12 protein-coding genes and 1 pseudogene are annotated in these 16353 nt (G+C 71.4%); 8 read left to right on the forward strand and 5 right to left on the reverse strand.

All coding sequences use genetic code 11. From position 1 onward, the window contains the following. Window positions 1-36 precede the first annotated feature (36 nt). Window positions 37-681, reverse strand: a complete 645-nt coding sequence (locus ACA514_RS44270; protein WP_375047485.1) for a TetR/AcrR family transcriptional regulator — start codon at window positions 679-681, stop codon at window positions 37-39. A 144-nt stretch (window positions 682-825) separates the two neighbouring features. Here ACA514_RS44270 and ACA514_RS44275 point away from each other — a divergent pair, with 144 nt between their 5' ends. The 4 genes and pseudogenes from ACA514_RS44275 (at window position 826) to ACA514_RS44290 (ending at window position 3375) form a co-directional block, all read left to right on the forward strand. After that, a complete protein-coding gene (locus tag ACA514_RS44275; protein WP_375047486.1) occupies window positions 826-1605 on the forward strand; it encodes a glucose 1-dehydrogenase in 780 nt (259 codons plus the stop codon). Further along, window positions 1602-2135: a nitroreductase/quinone reductase family protein gene (locus ACA514_RS44280; protein WP_375047487.1), complete on the forward strand. Its 534-nt coding sequence runs from the start codon at window positions 1602-1604 to the stop codon at window positions 2133-2135. The genes ACA514_RS44275 and ACA514_RS44280 overlap by 4 nt, the downstream gene beginning before the upstream one ends. A gap of 251 nt (window positions 2136-2386) precedes the next feature. After that, a pseudogene (locus ACA514_RS44285) lies at window positions 2387-3092 on the forward strand (transposase); the annotation flags it as partial. Between the two features lie 31 nt (window positions 3093-3123). After that, the gene (locus tag ACA514_RS44290; RefSeq protein WP_375047512.1) at window positions 3124-3375 is read left to right on the forward strand and encodes a DUF397 domain-containing protein; all 252 of its coding nucleotides are present in this window, start codon (window positions 3124-3126) and stop codon (window positions 3373-3375) included. 599 nt (window positions 3376-3974) lie between these two features. Here the strand turns inward: ACA514_RS44290 and ACA514_RS44295 are convergent. The 4 genes from ACA514_RS44295 to ACA514_RS44310 all read right to left on the reverse strand — a co-directional run bounded on the left by ACA514_RS44295 (window position 3975) and on the right by ACA514_RS44310 (window position 12102). Beyond that, window positions 3975-4412, reverse strand: a complete 438-nt coding sequence (locus ACA514_RS44295) for a VOC family protein (RefSeq protein WP_375047488.1) — start codon at window positions 4410-4412, stop codon at window positions 3975-3977. Between the two features lie 122 nt (window positions 4413-4534). Next, the gene (locus tag ACA514_RS44300) at window positions 4535-6370 is read right to left on the reverse strand and encodes a M1 family aminopeptidase (protein WP_375047489.1); all 1836 of its coding nucleotides are present in this window, start codon (window positions 6368-6370) and stop codon (window positions 4535-4537) included. 72 nt (window positions 6371-6442) lie between these two features. Next, window positions 6443-8893: a M4 family metallopeptidase gene (locus ACA514_RS44305; RefSeq protein WP_375047490.1), complete on the reverse strand. Its 2451-nt coding sequence runs from the start codon at window positions 8891-8893 to the stop codon at window positions 6443-6445. Window positions 8894-9132: 239 nt separating this feature from the next. Then, window positions 9133-12102 (reverse strand): AAA family ATPase, encoded by a 2970-nt coding sequence (locus ACA514_RS44310; RefSeq protein WP_375047491.1) that lies wholly within the window; start codon window positions 12100-12102, stop codon window positions 9133-9135. Between the two features lie 316 nt (window positions 12103-12418). Here ACA514_RS44310 and ACA514_RS44315 point away from each other — a divergent pair, with 316 nt between their 5' ends. The 4 genes from ACA514_RS44315 (at window position 12419) to ACA514_RS44330 (ending at window position 16333) form a co-directional block, all read left to right on the forward strand. Further along, entirely contained in the window at window positions 12419-13414 is a 996-nt protein-coding gene (locus ACA514_RS44315) for a Gfo/Idh/MocA family oxidoreductase (RefSeq protein ID WP_375047492.1), read from the forward strand. Beyond that, window positions 13411-14394: an anion permease gene (locus tag ACA514_RS44320; RefSeq protein ID WP_375047493.1), complete on the forward strand. Its 984-nt coding sequence runs from the start codon at window positions 13411-13413 to the stop codon at window positions 14392-14394. Before ACA514_RS44315 ends, ACA514_RS44320 begins: the two co-directional genes overlap by 4 nt. Further along, window positions 14391-15050 (forward strand): DUF47 domain-containing protein, encoded by a 660-nt coding sequence (locus tag ACA514_RS44325; RefSeq protein WP_375047494.1) that lies wholly within the window; start codon window positions 14391-14393, stop codon window positions 15048-15050. The genes ACA514_RS44320 and ACA514_RS44325 overlap by 4 nt, the downstream gene beginning before the upstream one ends. Before the next feature lie 86 nt (window positions 15051-15136). Beyond that, entirely contained in the window at window positions 15137-16333 is a 1197-nt protein-coding gene (locus ACA514_RS44330; protein ID WP_375047495.1) for an ABC transporter substrate-binding protein, read from the forward strand. Window positions 16334-16353: the final 20 nt, after the last annotated feature.

Consider the following 16353-nt stretch of genomic DNA (forward strand, 5'->3'; position numbering starts at 1 on the left):
TTGGCGGCCGCGGGACTCTGTCGCGGTCGGCGGGCCTCAGCCGTTGGTGGACGCCCCTGGTCCGGTCGCGGCGTACCGGGCGGCGATGGTGCGGACGGCCTCGTCGACTACCTGAGCGACGCGTTCGGCGCTCACCTCCCAGCCCGGCACCAGGAGTGTCGGCCAGAAGACGTAGTTGGAGATCATGCCCAGGAACTGGGTGGCTGCGAGGTCCACGTCCTCGATCCGCACCGTTCCCGCCTCGTGCTCGGCCAGGAGGTAGCTGCGTACGGACTCGAAGTAGGGCATCTTCCCGCGCGAGAACTGCGCATGGGCCAGCTCGGGGAACCGCGGCAGCTCGGCGATGACGATCCTGAACAGGTCGGTCATCTGGGGTCGGCTCAGCAGCTCGGCGTAACGGCGACCGATGATGCTGAGCCCGTCAACGACGTTGCCTGCCGGCGGAGGATCCTCCTCGTCAGCGGTCGACCAGGACTCGGTCACGATGGCGTCGAACAGGGCGGCTTTGCTCGGAAACTGCTTGAACAAGGTGGCCCGCGAAACACCCGAGCACGCTGCGATCCGCGCCAGCGACGTCCGGTCGTAGCCCAGCTCGAGAAACAGTGCGGTCGCGGCCGTCATGATCAGCGCGCGCTTCTCCTGGGCGACGCGCTGGTGATACGTCGTCACGACCCTGCTCATGGGGCAAGCATAGGAGGTGAGTGGCTTGACTCGCCACTGCCGCCGACCTAGTGTCGAGGGGATGGTGAGTCGCCCGGCTCACCACTGGCCGCCGTTCATCACTGGTGATCCCGGTCATTCACCCACGTACCGAAGGAACATCTGATGCCCCGCTTCGACGACCAGACCGTGCTCGTGACCGGTGGGACCGGCGGCCAGGGCTCGAGCCACGTACGCGCCTTTCACGCGGAGGGAGCGAACGTGGTGATCGGCGACATCGACGCCGAACGCGGCGCCGCTCTCGCCGACGAGCTCGGGACCCGCGCTCGCTTCACCCGCCTTGACGTTACCGACGAGAGCTCGTGGTCCGCCGCTGTGCTAGCCGCCGAGAGCGCCTTCGGCGCCCTGAACGTGCTCGTCAACAACGCCGGCGTCCAGAACCCGCCGGCGCCGATCGAGAACACGGACCAGGCCACGTGGTCGCGCATCCTCGACATCAACCTCACAGGGACCTTCCTCGGCATCAAGGTCGCCGCCCCCGCTCTGCGCCGCGCAGCGGGGGGAGCCATCGTCAACATCGCCTCGACGATGGGCCTGGGCGGCACGGCTCACTACGCGCCGTACGTCGCCAGCAAGTGGGCCGTGCGAGGCCTCACCCAAACGGCAGCGCTCGAGCTCGGCCGCGACCACATTCGCGTGAACACCATCCACCCCGGTGTGATCGCGACTCCCTTCATCCAAGAACCAGCGGCCGGCGCCACCGCGGCGATCGCCGACTTCTACTCGCCCGAGCCGTTCGCCATCCCCCGGCTTGGAGAGCCGACCGACGTCACCAGGCTTCTCTTGTTCCTCACATCATCAGACGCGTCGTTCATCACGGGGTCGGAGTACGTCATCGACGGTGGGCTCCTCCTCGGCCCCGCCCTTCAGGCCGAGACCGTATGAGCAGTGCGGACACGACCGGATGGAACGACTCCGCACGGGACGCGTCTCTGTCGCACCTGCCCGATCACATCCGGCGAGCCATCGAGATCACACCCGCCGCAGGCACCAGAGAACGGATCATCGACATCACGACGCTGGGGCGCCGCACCGGCCGGCCACGCCGCATCGAGATCTTCTTCTACCGAGCTGCGGGCACCACCTACCTGTGTAGCGGCGCCGGCGGTGCCGCGACCGACTGGCATGCGAACCTTCTCGCCAATCCCCACTTCACCTTCCACCTCAAGAACGGGATCCGCGCAGATCTGCCTGCACGGGCCACGCCTGTCACCGACCCGGCTGAACGTCAGGCCGTGCTGGCGGAGATCGTCGCGGATCTCAATCAGCCCCACGACCCCGGCACCATCCGGCCGACTCGGCTCGAAGACTGGGCCGACAGCCGGCTGATGCGCATCAGCTTTCCGCCATCGGCCGTGATCGCGGATCCCTCGACAGATGACCTACTCCCAGGGACTGGGGGTAGTCGCGGCTAGACCGGCTCTTCGCCTGATGAGGGTGTAGCCGGCGCGGCGGTCACAGATGGATGTCGAGGTCTCCAGAGGGAAAGGCTCCTACACGCTCATCCTGAAAGAACCGCCACGTGCCCGACGCCACCGTCGGTGAGCGCATAGATGCGTTCGCCCACCCCGATCTGACAACCTTCTGCCGCCTCGACGAGCTTGGGCTCGTCGTCACCGGCCAGCGCCTCGAGCCCGACCGCGCTGTTCCCGCGTGCCGGGTGGTCGAGCCGGACCAGTGGTGCCGTCGCTGCGGCTGCGAAGGCGCGCCACGCGACACCGTGACCCGCGGGCCAAGCTGTCGCGCCGCGGGCTGCGGTGGGCTCTGGAAGCGATCGTGTGCCGACACCTGACCGTCGCCCGTGTCGCCGAGGGCCTCGGCGTCGCGTGGAACACCGCCAACGACGCCGTCCTGGCCGAGGGCAAGCGGGTCGACCTCACCGCGGTTCGTGCCGGCACCGGGCCGGCCCGGTTGCTCGACATGGTCGAGGGCCGGAGGCGACCGCGGTGATGGATCCCTTCCACGTCGTCCGCCTGGCCGGCGACGCGCTCGACAAGTGCAGGCGCCGAGTCCAGCTCGCGATCCACGGGCATCGCGGCATGAAAAGGTGACCCGCTCTACTCGGCACGGCGCACACTGCACACCGGTGCCGGGCTGCTGACCGAGAAGCAGAAGGACCGGCTTGCCGACTTGTTCGCGACCGATGCTCCCGTCGAGGTCATCACCCTGGGTCGGACGCTGAAGAAGCGCGCCGTCGACGTGCTGGCCTACTTCGACCGGCCCGGCACATCCAACGGTCCACCGAGGCCATCAACGGGAGGCTCGAGCACCTGCGCGGGTCCGCACTCGGCTTCAGGAACCTGACCAACTACATCGCCAGATCGCTGCTCGAGACCGGAGGCTTCAGGCCGCAACCACACCCTCGTTCGTGATGAGCCCGTTAACGACGAGCACCGCGTTGAGCTGGGACGACTTGCGCCCGGGGCCGGCATCGGGATCCGGGACTCCAAGGATCCCGACGGTGGCCTCATCGGCCTCGCGTCAGCGCCGTTCACCAAGCTCGTCGCTCGAATCAGGCGGGGCGTGGTGGTGGAGGGCTGCGGTTGTGCGGCCCGGTTGTTGGCGGTGTCGGGTGGGCCGATCGTGTCGGGTGGCCCGCTACCCGTTCGGGATCTTGTTCGGGCGCCCGGTGGTGGGAGCAGCCGGTACACATAGCGCCCGTCGGGGTCTTTGCTGATCCCGATCTGGTTCGGGCTGGCGTGTTTGAAGCGGTTGTGCCATCCGCAGGTGAGGGCGAGCTGGTCGATGTCGGTGGGTGAGTGTCCGAGGGCCCAGCCGTTGACGTGGTCGACCTCGCACAACGTCCCCGGGATCTCGCATTCCCGGACTGCGCAGCTCGGATACAGGGTCTCCAGTACCTGTCGTTTGGCGGCGCTGGCGAACCGCTCCCGGTAGCCGAGGTACAGCGGTGTGTGCCCTCGCCCGAGGATCAGCGGTGAGACTCCTGCCGATAGGGCGATGCGGCGGGCCTGCGGTGCGGGGATCGGGGTGCCGTCGGTGAGGCGGGCGGGGCATTCGCGGCTTGGAAGGGGTCGTATTCTGTGGCTCCGGGGATAGGTGTGGCTAGATATACCTCCGGCGTCCAGGGTTGGCGCAGCCGGGTTTGTTAATTGTTTTGCGGACACTTGTTGGCTGGGTTGGCGCGTCCGGGAGAGGTGGGCGGAGCCTCCGAGGTCGCGGCGAGCCTTCTGCCCTGCTGGACGGATTAACGGCCCGAGGAGGTTGAGAACACTCCTGATCGTGCCGATTGGACGTCAGTTCTTCTTCAGTTCCTCGGCGAGCATCACGATGATGCCGCTGGGACCGCGGACGTACGTGAGCTTGTAGATGTCCTCATAGGTGGCCACGCCGCGAAGCGGACGGCATCCGTGTTTCGCGGCTATCTCGAGGGCCTTGTCGATGTCGTCGACTGAGAAGGCGACGCGGTGCATGCCGATGTCGTTGGGACGAGTGGGCTCCGACTCGATCGCTTGGGGGTGGATGTACTCGAAGAGTTCGAGGTGCCCGTGACCGTCCGGCGTCCGGAGCATCGCAATGTTGGCGTGGTTGCCATCAAGGCCGACGGCAGTGTCGGTCCACTCACCACTGACCGTGTCACGGCCGACGACTGTGAGACCGAGGTCCGTGAAAAAGGAGATCGCTGCTTCGAGGTCGTCAACGGTGATGCCGACGTTCTCAAGTTTGATGGCCATGTGCCGCATGCTATCGAGCCGGGCCGATGAAGCCGGCGATGGCGGGTGTCCGGGACTGGGCGGTATGGCTGATGGTGCGGAGGCGCACGGGGGGCTTGGCCGCCCGTGCGCCTCGCGCCGGGTCAGCCTTCGATTCGGTGTTGGGTCCAGAAGGACGTGAGGTCGGTGGTGGTGGCTGCCTGGGCGGCCTTCTTGAATTCGGCGGTGGTGGAGATGCCGTACCAGTGGCTCGAGGCGTAGGTCTTGAGGAGGTTCGCCATGGCGGAGTCACCGATCAGGCGTCGCAGGTCGTGCAGGGCGCACTTGCCGTAGTTGTAGACGACGGTGGAGTAGCGGGACGAGTGCGCGTCCCAGTAGGCCATCGAGTTGGTGATCTTCTCTGCGGAGGAGGCCCAGGAGACGCTGTTCCAGCAGCCCGAGCCGCTGATGCCCCGGTAGAGGTCGGTGGAGTAGTCGGCGAACGCCTCGTCCAGCCAGGGGTGGTCGTACTCGTCGTCGCCGACGATGCCGTACCACCATTGGTGGGCGAGTTCGTGGGGGAGGGCGACGTCGCTGACGAGGTCGAGGACGAAGCCCGGGTACTCCATGCCGCCGAACCAGAAGTTGTTGTCGAGGACGGCGTCGACCTCGCCGTACGGGTAGGCGCCGAAGCGGCCGGAGTGGGCGTCGATGGCGTCGGTGGCGAGCGACAGCATCTGCTGGGCGCTGGACTGGCTGATGCCGCTCACCCAGTACATGTTCACCTTGACGCCGTTCGGCGAGGTGGCGGAGATCTTGGAGAACGGGCCGGCGCCCCAGGCGAACTCGCGGACGTGGGTCGCGGTCGCGGTGGTGACCGTCCGGCCGGACGAGCCGGGCGTGTCGACGGAGGTGCCGGTGGCGGGGACGGCGAGGGAGGTGGGGTGGTCGAGCGTCACCTTGTAGTCGCTCGCCAGGCCGTAGAACGACTCGCCGTTGTTGGTGTACGGGTCGAGGTGCCAGCCGTCGGCGTCGTGGACGGCCAGGACCGGCAGCGCGTTGCCGAGGAAGTTGTACGCCCCGTCGTGGCCGAACCGGTCGGCGCCGGACGGGACGGCGATGCCCAGGTCGAACGCGACGGTGGCGCTCTGTCCCTGCGGCAGCGGGTTCGGCAGGGTGATCTTCATGGCGGTGCAGGCGACCGTGAGGGACGAGGCGGTGCCGCCGGTCACGTTGGTGACGGTGATCGGGGTGGACGGGCAGGTGCCGTGGGCGTTGTCCCACAGCCGCAGGTAGACCTCGGAGAGCGGGGCCGAGTCGGTGTTGGTGAAGGCGACCGACTCGTGGCCCTGCCAGTTCGCGCCGGACGAGTCGCTGGTGAGGTTGACGGTGTAGGACTGCGCGTCGGGTGTGCGGGTGCCGTCGCCGGTGGGCGGCGGGGTCGTGCCGCCGCCGGCGATGTCGAGGGCGACGTCGTCCAGCACGAAGCTGGTCTGGGCGCCGGAGTCCTCGACGCCGGTGAAGGAGAGCGTGACGGTCTTGCCCGCGTAGGCGGACGCGTCGAAGCTCTTCTTCACGTAGCCGGAGTTCGCGTCGAGGTTGGAGTAGGTGGCGACGGTGTCGCCGCCCATCTTCGCGGTGAGCTTGTCGTAGGCGGTGCCCGGGGATTCGTCGGTGTCGACATGCAGGTAGAACGACAGGGTCGCCTTGCAGCCGGCGGGCAATGTCACCGACTGGGACGCGGTGTCGGTGTGGGACGAGCCGTAGCCGTTCAGCCAGGCGAAGTGCGTCCCGGAGTGGGCGCTTTCGCCGTTGCCGTTGGCGGTCACGACGCCGGACGAGGTCGTCCACGGCGAGGTGCCGCTCTCGAACCCGCCGTTCGAGACGACCTGCGCTGCGGAGCAGTCGGTCGTGATGGCCTGTGCGGGCGCGACCGCCGCGACGAGGCCGGCCGCCGCGGTCGCCACGGCGGTGGCGGCGGCCAGGAGTCTGGTGTTCATGGTGCTCCTTGCTCATGGCTGTCGCCGGCCCCCCAGCGGTGGGGACCGGCGACAGGCAGGGGGACTACGACGTCAGCCGGCGTTCAGGGCCACGTCGTCGATGACGAAGCTGGTCTGGAGGTAGTCGTCCTCCGTGCCGGAGAAGGAGAGCGTGACGGTCTTGCCCGCGTAGGCGGACAGGTCGATGCTCTTCTGCGCGTAGCCCGAGTTGGCGTCGAGGTTGGAGTAGGTCGCGACGGTGGTGCCGCCGGCCTTGACGGTGAGCGTGTCGTAGGCGGTGCCGGGCGACTCGTCGGTGTCGATGTGCAGGTAGAAGGTGAGGGTCGCCTTGCAGTTGGCCGGGATCGTCACCGACTGGGTGGCCGAGTCGGTGTGCGGCTGGCCGTATCCGTTGAGCCAGGCGAAGTGCGTTCCGGAGTGGGCGCTCTCGCCGTTGCCGTTCGCGGACACGACGCCGGACGTGGTGGTCCAGGGCGAGGTGCCGCTCTCGAATCCGCCGTTGGACACCTTGTCACCGGGAGCGGAGCAGCTTCCGCCACCGGGCGGGTTGACCGTCCAGTTGAAGGTGGCGGTGCCGGTCTGGCCGGAGGTGTTCTTGGCGGTGACCGTGGCGGTGCTGGTGCCCGCCGTGGTCGGGGTCCCGGAGATCACGCCGCTGGTCGCGTTGATCGACAGCCCGGCCGGCAGCCCGGTCGCGCTGTAGGACAGCGTCTGCCCGCCCGGGTCGCTGGCCTTGACCTGCAGGCTGACCGGCTGGCCGACGGTGCTGGTCTGGTCGCCGGGGCTGGTGACCGCGGGGCCGCCGCCCTGGCCGGGGCAGGTGCCCGGGACGGGGTCGGTGCCGGTGACGCTGACCGCCGCCCACGCGGCATTGACGGTGTTGTACTCGGTGCAGTGCGTGCCGTACAGGTCGGCCGCGGCCTTCAGCGAGTCGGTGCGGGCCCGCGCGTAGTTCTCGTTGCTGTTGGCGTACGAGGCCAGCGCCTTGTACCAGATCTTGCCGGCCTTGTCGTTGCCGATGCCGGTGACCGTGGAGTTGTTGCAGGTCGGGCTGTTGCCGTAGCCGTGGTCCCCGCTGCCGACGGCGGCGAGGAAGAACCAGTGGGCGAGCGGGCCGAGCGAGTAGTGCGGGTCCAGACTGCCGTTGCTGCTGGAGTAGCAGTCGGGCGAGTTGCCGTCCAGCGACGGGTGGTACATCCAGCGCAGCGGCTGGTTGTCGCCGTTGATGTTGATCAGCTCGCCCATGGTGTAGTCGGGCTTGTCGTTCGGGTTGTTGGCGTAGAACTCCACCATCGTCCCGAAGATGTCGCTGGTGCCCTCGTTCATCCCGCCGGTCTCGCCGTTCTCCTCCCAGCCGGTGAGGGCGCCGCTGACGCCGTGGCTCATCTCGTGGCCGGCGACGTCGAGCTCGACGAGCGGCCGGGCGTTGCCCTGGCCGTCGCCGTAGGTCATCTGGGTGCCGTCCCAGAACGCGTTGACGTAGGCGTTGCCGTAGTGGGTGCGGGACGGGACGCCGCGTCCGTCGCCGAAGATGCCGCTGCGGCCCTGGACGTTCTTGTAGTAGTCGTAGGTCATCGCGGCGCCGTAGTGGGCGTCGACGCCGGCGGAGGCGGGGTCGCTGTTGGAGCCGGTGCCGAACGTGCCGGTGGAGTTGCTGAAGATGGTGCCGGTGCCGGACGTGGCGTGGTTCAGGTTGGTGGTGTACCCGTTGCCGTGCGACGGGTCCTTCATCTGCCACGTGCTGCCGGACTGCGTCAGGTCGATGTTGACCGTTCCGACGTAGATGCCGTGGCCGGTGCCGGTCGTGAGCGCGGTGGCCGGGGCGGCGGGAGCGGCGGCCCGGGTGCCGGCGGGGGCGATGGTGTCGATCTCGTCGCTGCTCTGGACGACCTTGCCCTTGCGCGCGTCGACCATGATGTGCAGCCTGCTGGGCGTCTGGTCGGCCTTCACGCCGGACACGACGGTCTCCCAGACCAGCGTGGCGGAGCGGCCTTCCATCCTGATCGCGAGCGTGGGCGCGGAGACCGCCGACACCGTGCCCTTGAGCTGCCTGCGGGCGAGGTCGGCGGCGTTGCGGGAGCTGACGGCGGGCGTGGTGCGGATCGCGCCGGAGGTCGCGGACGCGGTCTCCAGCGCCTCGTAGGAGCCGTTCGGTTTGAGGTGGACGATGAGGTCCCCGCCGTAGACGGGGAGTCCCTTGTAGGTCCGGTCGAAGCGGACGTCGGCGGCGCCGTCGCGGCTGACGGCGACGGTCCTGACCTTGAACTTCTGCCCGCTCGCGCGGTGCGCGCGCTTGCCGTGGGCGTCGAGGGCCTTCGTCGCGTTCTTGACGGCCTTGTCGCGCGTGGGCGGTGCGGGGTTCAGCGTGAAGCCGGCCTTGGAGAAGGCGTCGGGTCCGGTGGGCTGGGCCTTGGGGTCGGGCTTGGCCTGCGGGGCGGCGGCGGCCTCGGGTGCGGCCGCGACGCCGGTGAGGGCGATCAGCGCGGCCGCCGATGAGACGATCGCGATGGTCCGTTGGGACATGGGGGTCGTTGTCCTTTCACCACTGAAGCGGGTAACCCGTGGTGACGGGGGTGGACGTCCGGACGCCGTCGGCCGCGCGCTCCCTTCCGTGCGATTTCCGATAAGCCGGGCATCACGGACAAGCGCGAGTCTGTGGACACATGGGGGTTTGCAGAAGCCTCACGGCGCACGCGTAGGGATATCCCTATGCCCCCGGCACGGCGCCGGAGCGGACCCGGAAGAGCAGCGGAACCCGCAGGTCAGCGGCCGGAGACCGCGACCCGCGCGACGTCCACCCGGGAGCGGACGCCCAGCTTGCGGAACGTCCGGGTGAGGGCGGCCTCGACGGTCTTGACGCTGAGGAAGAGCCGGGACGCGATCTCCCGGTTGGTCGCGCCCTCGGCGACCAGGACGGCGACCTTGCGCTCGATGTCGGTGAGGACGGCGAGCGGGTCGGCGCCGGCGAGCCGTCCACCGGGCTCGCCGCGGCCCGGCCCGCCGTCGTCCAGGGCCCGCAGGTCGGCCTGGACCCGGTTCAGCCAGGGTCGCGCCTGCGCCCGGGCGAAGACCGTGCGGGCGCGCAGCAGGTCGGCGCGCGCCTCGCCCGCCTCGCCCATGCGGGCGCGCAGCGTCCCCAGCTCCAGCCAGGCGCGCCCCTCTTCCAGCCGGTACGGGAGCGCCTGCAACTGCTCGGCCGCGCGGACGAGCCCGTCCAGCGCCACGTCGAGGTCGCCCTCGGCCGCGCGCACCAGCGCGGACGACCGTTCCAGCACGGCCAGCACACCGCGCCGCCCCAGCCGGGAGGCCTGCGCGCGCGCCTCGGCCAGCACGTCCACCGCCTCCCGCGTGCGGCCGACGCCGGCGAGGGCGTCGGCGAGGTCGGCGTGCCAGCGCCGCACGGCCGGATCGCCCAGCCCCTGCCCGTTCTCCATCCGCCGGACCCGGTCCAGGATCCGCACCGCGCCGGCGGCGTCGCCGAACTGGAGCCGCACCTGCGCCTCGGCGTGCAGCGCGCGCGGCAGGAACAGCAGGTCGCCGTCGCTCTCGCTGTGCTGGAGCGCCTGCTCGGCCGCGGCGAGCGCCCGGTCGAGGTCGCCGCCGGCGGCCTCCGCCAGCGCCAGCGCGTACCAGGACGGGCCCTGGCTCAGCCCGCTGTCCTCGGCCAGGTCCAGGCTCTGCCGGGCCAGGCTGAGCGCCTGCCGGCAGCGGCCCCGGTGGATCTCCACCTGGCTCATGCAGAACTGGCTGAGGCACAGGCTCTCGACGACGCCGCGCTGGCGGACGCCGTAGATCAGCGTGCGCAGCTCGGCGCGGGCCTCGTCCAGCCGGTCGTGCAGCAGGTGGTGCCGGTGCTTGAGGTAGATGGGCCCGTTGTGGTGCCACATCACCTGCGGCTCCTGCGGGTCGGCGAGCGCGCGGCGCAGCGTCTGCTCGGCGTCCGGCCGGCCGAGGAAGAACTCGATGTTCGCCTGCTTGGTCAGCGCGAGCAGCTCCGTCACCCGGTCCCCGGCGACGGCGGCCAGCTCGGCGGAGCGGCGGGCGTGCTCCAGCGCGGCCTCCGCCGAGCCCAGCACCATCCAGGCCCGCCAGCTCAGCCGGTAGTGCAGCGGCGCGAGCAGCGCCGGCTCGCCCTGCGCGTCCTCCATCGCGCGGGGGAAGACCTCCTCCACCTCGGCGAGCGCCTGGCCGGAGGAGTCCATCACGACCATCCACGCGCGCACCCGGTCCGCCGGCCGCGCGGTGGTCTCCAGGACGAGGTGGGCCAGCCGCCTGGCCAGCGCGTAGTCGCCCGCCGCGACGGCGTCCTCGGCGGCGCGCAGCCGCCGGCCGACCTCGGCGTCCCGCTCGGACTCGGGGGTGTGCTCGGCGGCCAGCTCGCCGAGGTGGGCCGCGGTGGACAGCCCGCCGCGGCGGCGCGCCACGGCGGCGGCGTCCTCCAGCGTCCCGGCGATCCGCCGGTCCCGCCCGGACGTCAGCTTCGCCAGGTGCAGGGCCCGCTCGACCGGATCGCGGACGGCCTGCGACAGCGCCGCGTGCGCGGCCTTCCGCTCGACGGCCTCCGCCTCGGCGTAGATGACGGCCGACAGCAGCGGGTGGGTGAACCGGATCTGGCCGCCGGCGGTCACGTCCACGATGCCGTGGCGCTCGGCCTCCGCGAGGTCGGCGCCGCCCGCCCGGCGCAGCAGCTCGACCGACGGGCGGCTCGCCGCGCTCGCCATCAGCAGCGTCTCGCGGGTGCCGCGGGGCAGCGCGCCCACCCGCTTCTGGATCAGCACTGACAGGCTCTGCGGGATCGGCAGCGCGCCGCCTCGGGGCCCGTGCTCCTCCCACCCGCCGCTCCGACGCCCGCGCTCCTCCCACCCGCCGCTCCGGGGGCCGCCCTCCTCCCACGCGCCGCTCTCCACGACGCTGCGCGCGAGCTCCACGGCGAAGAACGGGTTCCCGTCGCTGACCCGGTGGATGCGCGCGAGCTGCGCGCGTGGCCAGGACCGGCCGAACCGGTCGGCGAGCAGGGCCGCGAGTTCCGCCGCCGACATCGGCGGCACCTTCACCGTCAGCACGGGAGCCGGGCACAGCCCGGCCGCCTCCCGCCACTGCCCGCCGGTGCCGCGCGGGTCGCCGAACGACGCCCGCACGGAGGCGACCATCCGCAGCGGCGGGGAGAGCCGTCCGGCCCGCCGGGCGACGAAGGCGAGCAGCTCACCGGTCGGCTTGTCCAGCCACTGCGCGTCGTCGACCAGGACGAGGCCGGGCCGGTCGGCGCACAGCAGCCGCAGCGCGTGCAGCACGGCCAGCCGCAGGCACAGCAGGTCGCGCTCGCCGATCGGGACGTCGTGCAGCAGCAGCGCGGACCGCAGGGCGCGGCGCTCCGGCTCGGGCAGCCGCTCGACGACCTCGTCGGCGCCCTGCGCGACCAGGTCGATGAGCCCGAGGAACGGCAGGTGGCGCTCGGTCTCGGCGGGGCAGCAGGCGAACACCCGGTGCCCGGCCGCCGCGTACTCGTCGGCGAGGGCGGAGACCAGGGTGGACTTGCCGATCCCGGTGGGGCCGACCAGGAGCGCGCCGCCGCCCCCGGCGAGGTGGCCGCGCACCTCGCCCAGCACGCCCGCGCGGCTCGGCGCCGCGCCGCCGCGGACGTGGCGGGGCCCCTGCCCGTCTGTTGCCGGAGGACGTGCCGGTGGGACGATGCCCACCACGTTTCCGCCGGTCGGCCGGATCGCATGCCTCATCGCGTGGCCTCCGCACCGCCTGGGTCGGCGTGTGAACCCGTCGCGGACGGTAACCCTCTCCGCAACCGCAGTCAAGATCCCGGTCGTGGTCCGGGCGCGACGTCCCGGCACCGTCCGGAGCGGCCCCCGGCGGCGGTCATGACCTCAAGTCAGTACGTCCATATGTAAGAACAAAGTATTGACTGGCTCCCGCGCTGCGGATACAAATGTGCCCCAAGCCACACGTGGATGACGAACAGGTGAACAGAGGGTGAACACCCTCCGAACGAACCGTGACGTCGTCGTCCTTCGTCGACCGGGCCATTGGAGGCACACCATGCGGGTCGGACTGCTGGGCGCGGGACGGATCGGGGCCTGGCACGCCCGGTTCCTGAGCGGGCACCCGCTGGTGGAGGAGCTGGTCATCGGCGACGCCGACGCGCGCCGGGCCGAGGCCCTCGCCGGCCCGCTCGGCGCCCGCGCCGCCGACCCGGACGCGGTGCTCGCCGCCGGTCCGGACGCGGTGCTCATCGCGACGCCCACCTCGACCCACGCCGACCTGCTCGTCCGGGCCTGCGAGGCGGGCGTGCCGGCGTTCTGCGAGAAGCCCGTCGCGCCCGACCTGCGCACGACGCTGGAGGTCCGGGACCGCGTCGCCAAGACCGGCGTGCCGGTGCACATCGGCTTCCAGCGCCGCTTCGACGCCGGGTACGCCGCCGCCCGCCAGGCGGTGCTGGACGGGCGGCTCGGCGACCTGCACCGCGTGCACCTGGTCACCGCCGACCCGGCGCCGCCGCCCGCCGAGTACGTCCGCTCGTCCGGCGGGATCTTCCGGGACTGCCACATCCACGACTTCGACATCCTGCGCTGGGTCACCGGTCGCGAGGTCGAGTCGGTCACGGCGGTCGGCGCCAACCGGGGCGACGACTACTTCGCGGCGGCGCGGGACGTCGACACCAGCGCGGCCGTCATGGTGATGGACGACGGCACCGTCGCGACGATGCAGGGCTCGCGCTACAACGGCGCGGGCTACGACGTCCGGATGGAGCTGTCCGGCACCGCCGGGACGTGGGTGGTCGGGCTGGACGAGCGGGCCGCGCTGCGGTCGGCCGAGCCGGGCGTCGACTGGCCGTCCGGGGACGCGTGGGGCAACTTCTGGGACCGGTTCGAGCCCGCCTACGCGGCCGAGATTGGAACGTTCCTAGACGTGGCGCGGGGGCACGCGGACAGCCCGTGCACCGTCGACGAGGCCCTGGAGGCGCTGCTCATCGCCGAGGCCGCCACGCTGTCGCTGCACGAGGAGCGCCGCGTCCGGCCGGCGGAGCTGCGATGATCTGGGCCATCGCGTTCGGCGCCGTCGCCCTCGCCTTCGTGTGGGTGACCGGCGTCAACGACGGCGCCGCGCTGCTCGGGCTGAGCGGCCGCTACCCGCGCTCGTCCGCGCCGCTGCTGATGCTGCTCGTGCTGGTGCCGCTCGTCGTGGTCCCGCAGCTCGTCGGGACGGCCGTCGCGCGCACCTTCACCGAGCGGCTCGCCGACCTCGGCGACCCCCGCGGCGCGGTGGCGTTCCTGCTCGGGATCACCGTCGCGCTCACCGTCGTCGGGCTGCTGTCCCGCAAGGGGCTGCCGACCAGCCTGACGCTGGCGATCCTCGGCGGCATCGGCGGCGCCTGCTTCGGCATGGGCCTGCACGTGTCCTGGGGCGGCCTCGCGACCGTCCTGCTCATCGGCGCGGCGGCGCCGCTCGTCGGGACGGCCGTCGGCTACGGGCTCGGGCTCGTCTCGCGGCGCGTCCCGTCCTTCACCGGCATGCCGCGCGCCGTGCGCACCGCCCACGTCCTCGCCTACGGCGCCCAATGCGCCGCCTACGCCGCCAACGACGGGCAGAAGATGCTCGCCGTCGTCAGCGTCGCCCGCCAGGTCGTGACGACGCGGCGGCTCGGCGCGGTCGGGCCCGTCCAACCCGCGCCGCTGATGCTGCTGCTGATCGCCGTGGTGTTCTGCGCCGGCGCGCTCAGCGCGGTGCACCGCGTCGGCGAGCGGCTCGGCCGCGGCCTGGTCCTGGCCCGGCCGCTGCACGTGGTGTCCACGGAGGCGGCGGCGGCCGCTTCGGTGACGGCCAGCTCGTTCGCCGGCGCGCCGGTCAGCATGACCCAGTCGGTGACCGCCGGGGTGGTCGGCGTCGCGGCCAGCGAGGGCGCGTCCCGGGTGCGCTGGCAGAACGTCCTCGGCATCGGCGCGGCGTGGGTGTTCACGCTGCCGCTGGCGTTCGCCGCCGGCGGGCTCGGCGGCCTAGCGGTGAGGGCGCTGTGAGCGCCGCCGTGCGGCCCGCGCGCCGCTTCCGGCTCGTCTGGGACGACCTGCGCGGCCGGTCCGGGAACCGGGTGATCGACCAGGTCGGGCGGCAGATCGGCGCCGTCCGCGACGGCGCCGAGCTGGCCCGGGAGATGGCCGCCGGACGCATCGCACCGGCCGGCGCCCGCGCCCGGATGGCCGAGATCGAGCACGCGGGCGACGCCGAGCGCGCCGCGCTCGCCGCGATGCTCGGCGACGTGCTGGCCACCCCCATCGACCGGGAGGACCTGTTCCGGCTCTCCCGGTCCGTCGACGACATCCTCGACAACCTGCGCGACTTCGTCCGGGAGGCCGACCTGTTCGGCCCGCCGGAACTCGACTTCACCCTCGCTCCGCTGGACGCGGTGCTCGACGGGCTGACCGCCCTCGACGGCGCCGTCCGGAAGGTCCTCGCCGAGCCCGCCGCCGTCACCATCGCGGCGCTGGGCGCGCGCAAGGCCCGCAACCGGGTCCGGGAGACCAGGCAGGCCGAGCTGGCCCGCCTGTTCGCCGGCCCGCTCGGCATCGACGTCCTGCGCGGGCGGGAGCTGCTCGCCCGGCTGGACGCGGTCGGCCGGCGCCTCGGCGAGGCGGCGGACGCCCTGTCGGACGCGATGTTGAAACGCAGTCACTGACCCCGCTTCACGAACGACCCCGCGTCACCGCATGAGAGAGCCGCAGGCTCGGGGGCCCGCGGATGCACACCGAGGAGAGAGCTCACATGATCCGCACCATTCCCACCGGGCGCCGCGCCCGGGCCGGTGCCGCGGCGGCCGCCGCCGTGGCCACCGCGCTGCTCAGCGCCTGCGCGCCGTCCACCAGCGGGGAGGCCGGCGCCAAGGGGACGCCGCTGCCGTCGGTGACCGTGGAGGACGCCGCGTCGTTCGACCTGGACGCGCTCGTCGCCGCCGCGAAGAAGGAGGGCAGCGTGCTCGCCTACGACGGCAGCGGCGACGTCAAGGACATGGCGGAGGCGTTCACCAAGAAGTACGGCATCAAGGCCGAGGGCATGAAGTCCAAGGCCGCCGACACCGCCGAGAAGATGACCCGCGAGGCGCAGGCCAAGAACGTCACGATCGACGTCAGCCTGTTCGAGGACGGCCCGATGCTGGTCGGCCAGCTCCTCCCGCAGCAGATCGTCAAGACGTGGATCCCGCCGGACCTCGCGTCCCACATCGGCGAGGCGAACCGCAACCCGCTGATGATGATCTCGAAGGCGTACGTGTTCGCCTACAGCCCGAAGCTGAGCCCGCAGGGCTGCCCGGTGAAGAACATCTGGGATCTCACCGACCCCAAGTGGAAGGGCAAGGTGATGCTCCAGGACCCGCTGGGCAAGGAGGTCTTCACCCAGTGGTTCACGCAGCTGTCCGAGCAGGGCGGCGACAAGCTCACCGCCGCCTACGAGCAGCTCGGCAAGGGCAAGCTCAAGCTGTCGGAGGACGACCCGGCGCACGAGTGGGTGAAGCGGTTCGCGCAGAACTCGCCGGTGCTGACCACCGAGGACGAGGACGTCGCGGCCGGGGTCGCCGCGCCCAACCAGACCCAGCAGCGCGTCGGCCTGCTCTCCATCGCCAAGTTCCGCGACGTGGAGGAGAAGGGCTACCAGATGAAGGTCTGCGAGGGCCTGAATCCGTGGGTCGGGTTCGCCTACCCCAAGTTCGCCACGATCGCGACCGGCTCCAAGCACCCGAACGCCGCCAAGCTCTTCGTGCACTTCGCGATGGAGAAGGAGGGCTTCGACCTGGAGGCCCACGCCGGCGGGGTGTCCGGTAACGACGAGGTCGGCGTCAGCAAGAACAACCCGCCCGGGCTGGGCGACTGGAACACCCAGCTGTACCAGTTCTCGGCGAGCCGGCTGATCGCCGACTTCCGCGGGCGCCAGGACATCAAGGACTTCTGGCGTCTGAACCACCACTAATTCCCCCTGTCCGGCGGGCC

This window comes from Actinomadura sp. NTSP31 (genome assembly GCF_041951385.1).
In the GTDB taxonomy this organism is placed as follows: Bacteria; Actinomycetota; Actinomycetes; order Streptosporangiales; family Streptosporangiaceae; genus Spirillospora; species Spirillospora napierensis.

What these genes read in the sequence shown, in the direction of transcription:
- ACA514_RS44270 (WP_375047485.1), bottom strand. Translation starts at nt 681, where the DNA reads ATGAGCAGGGTCGTGACGACGTATCACCAGCGCGTCGCCCAGGAGAAG.
- ACA514_RS44275 (WP_375047486.1), top strand. Translation starts at nt 826, where the DNA reads ATGCCCCGCTTCGACGACCAGACCGTGCTCGTGACCGGTGGGACCGGC.
- ACA514_RS44280 (WP_375047487.1), top strand. Translation starts at nt 1,602, where the DNA reads ATGAGCAGTGCGGACACGACCGGATGGAACGACTCCGCACGGGACGCG.
- ACA514_RS44295 (WP_375047488.1), bottom strand. Translation starts at nt 4,412, where the DNA reads ATGGCCATCAAACTTGAGAACGTCGGCATCACCGTTGACGACCTCGAA.
- ACA514_RS44300 (WP_375047489.1), bottom strand. Translation starts at nt 6,370, where the DNA reads ATGAACACCAGACTCCTGGCCGCCGCCACCGCCGTGGCGACCGCGGCG.
- ACA514_RS44305 (WP_375047490.1), bottom strand. Translation starts at nt 8,893, where the DNA reads ATGTCCCAACGGACCATCGCGATCGTCTCATCGGCGGCCGCGCTGATC.
- ACA514_RS44310 (WP_375047491.1), bottom strand. Translation starts at nt 12,102, where the DNA reads ATGAGGCATGCGATCCGGCCGACCGGCGGAAACGTGGTGGGCATCGTC.
- ACA514_RS44315 (WP_375047492.1), top strand. Translation starts at nt 12,419, where the DNA reads ATGCGGGTCGGACTGCTGGGCGCGGGACGGATCGGGGCCTGGCACGCC.
- ACA514_RS44320 (WP_375047493.1), top strand. Translation starts at nt 13,411, where the DNA reads ATGATCTGGGCCATCGCGTTCGGCGCCGTCGCCCTCGCCTTCGTGTGG.
- ACA514_RS44330 (WP_375047495.1), top strand. Translation starts at nt 15,137, where the DNA reads ATGATCCGCACCATTCCCACCGGGCGCCGCGCCCGGGCCGGTGCCGCG.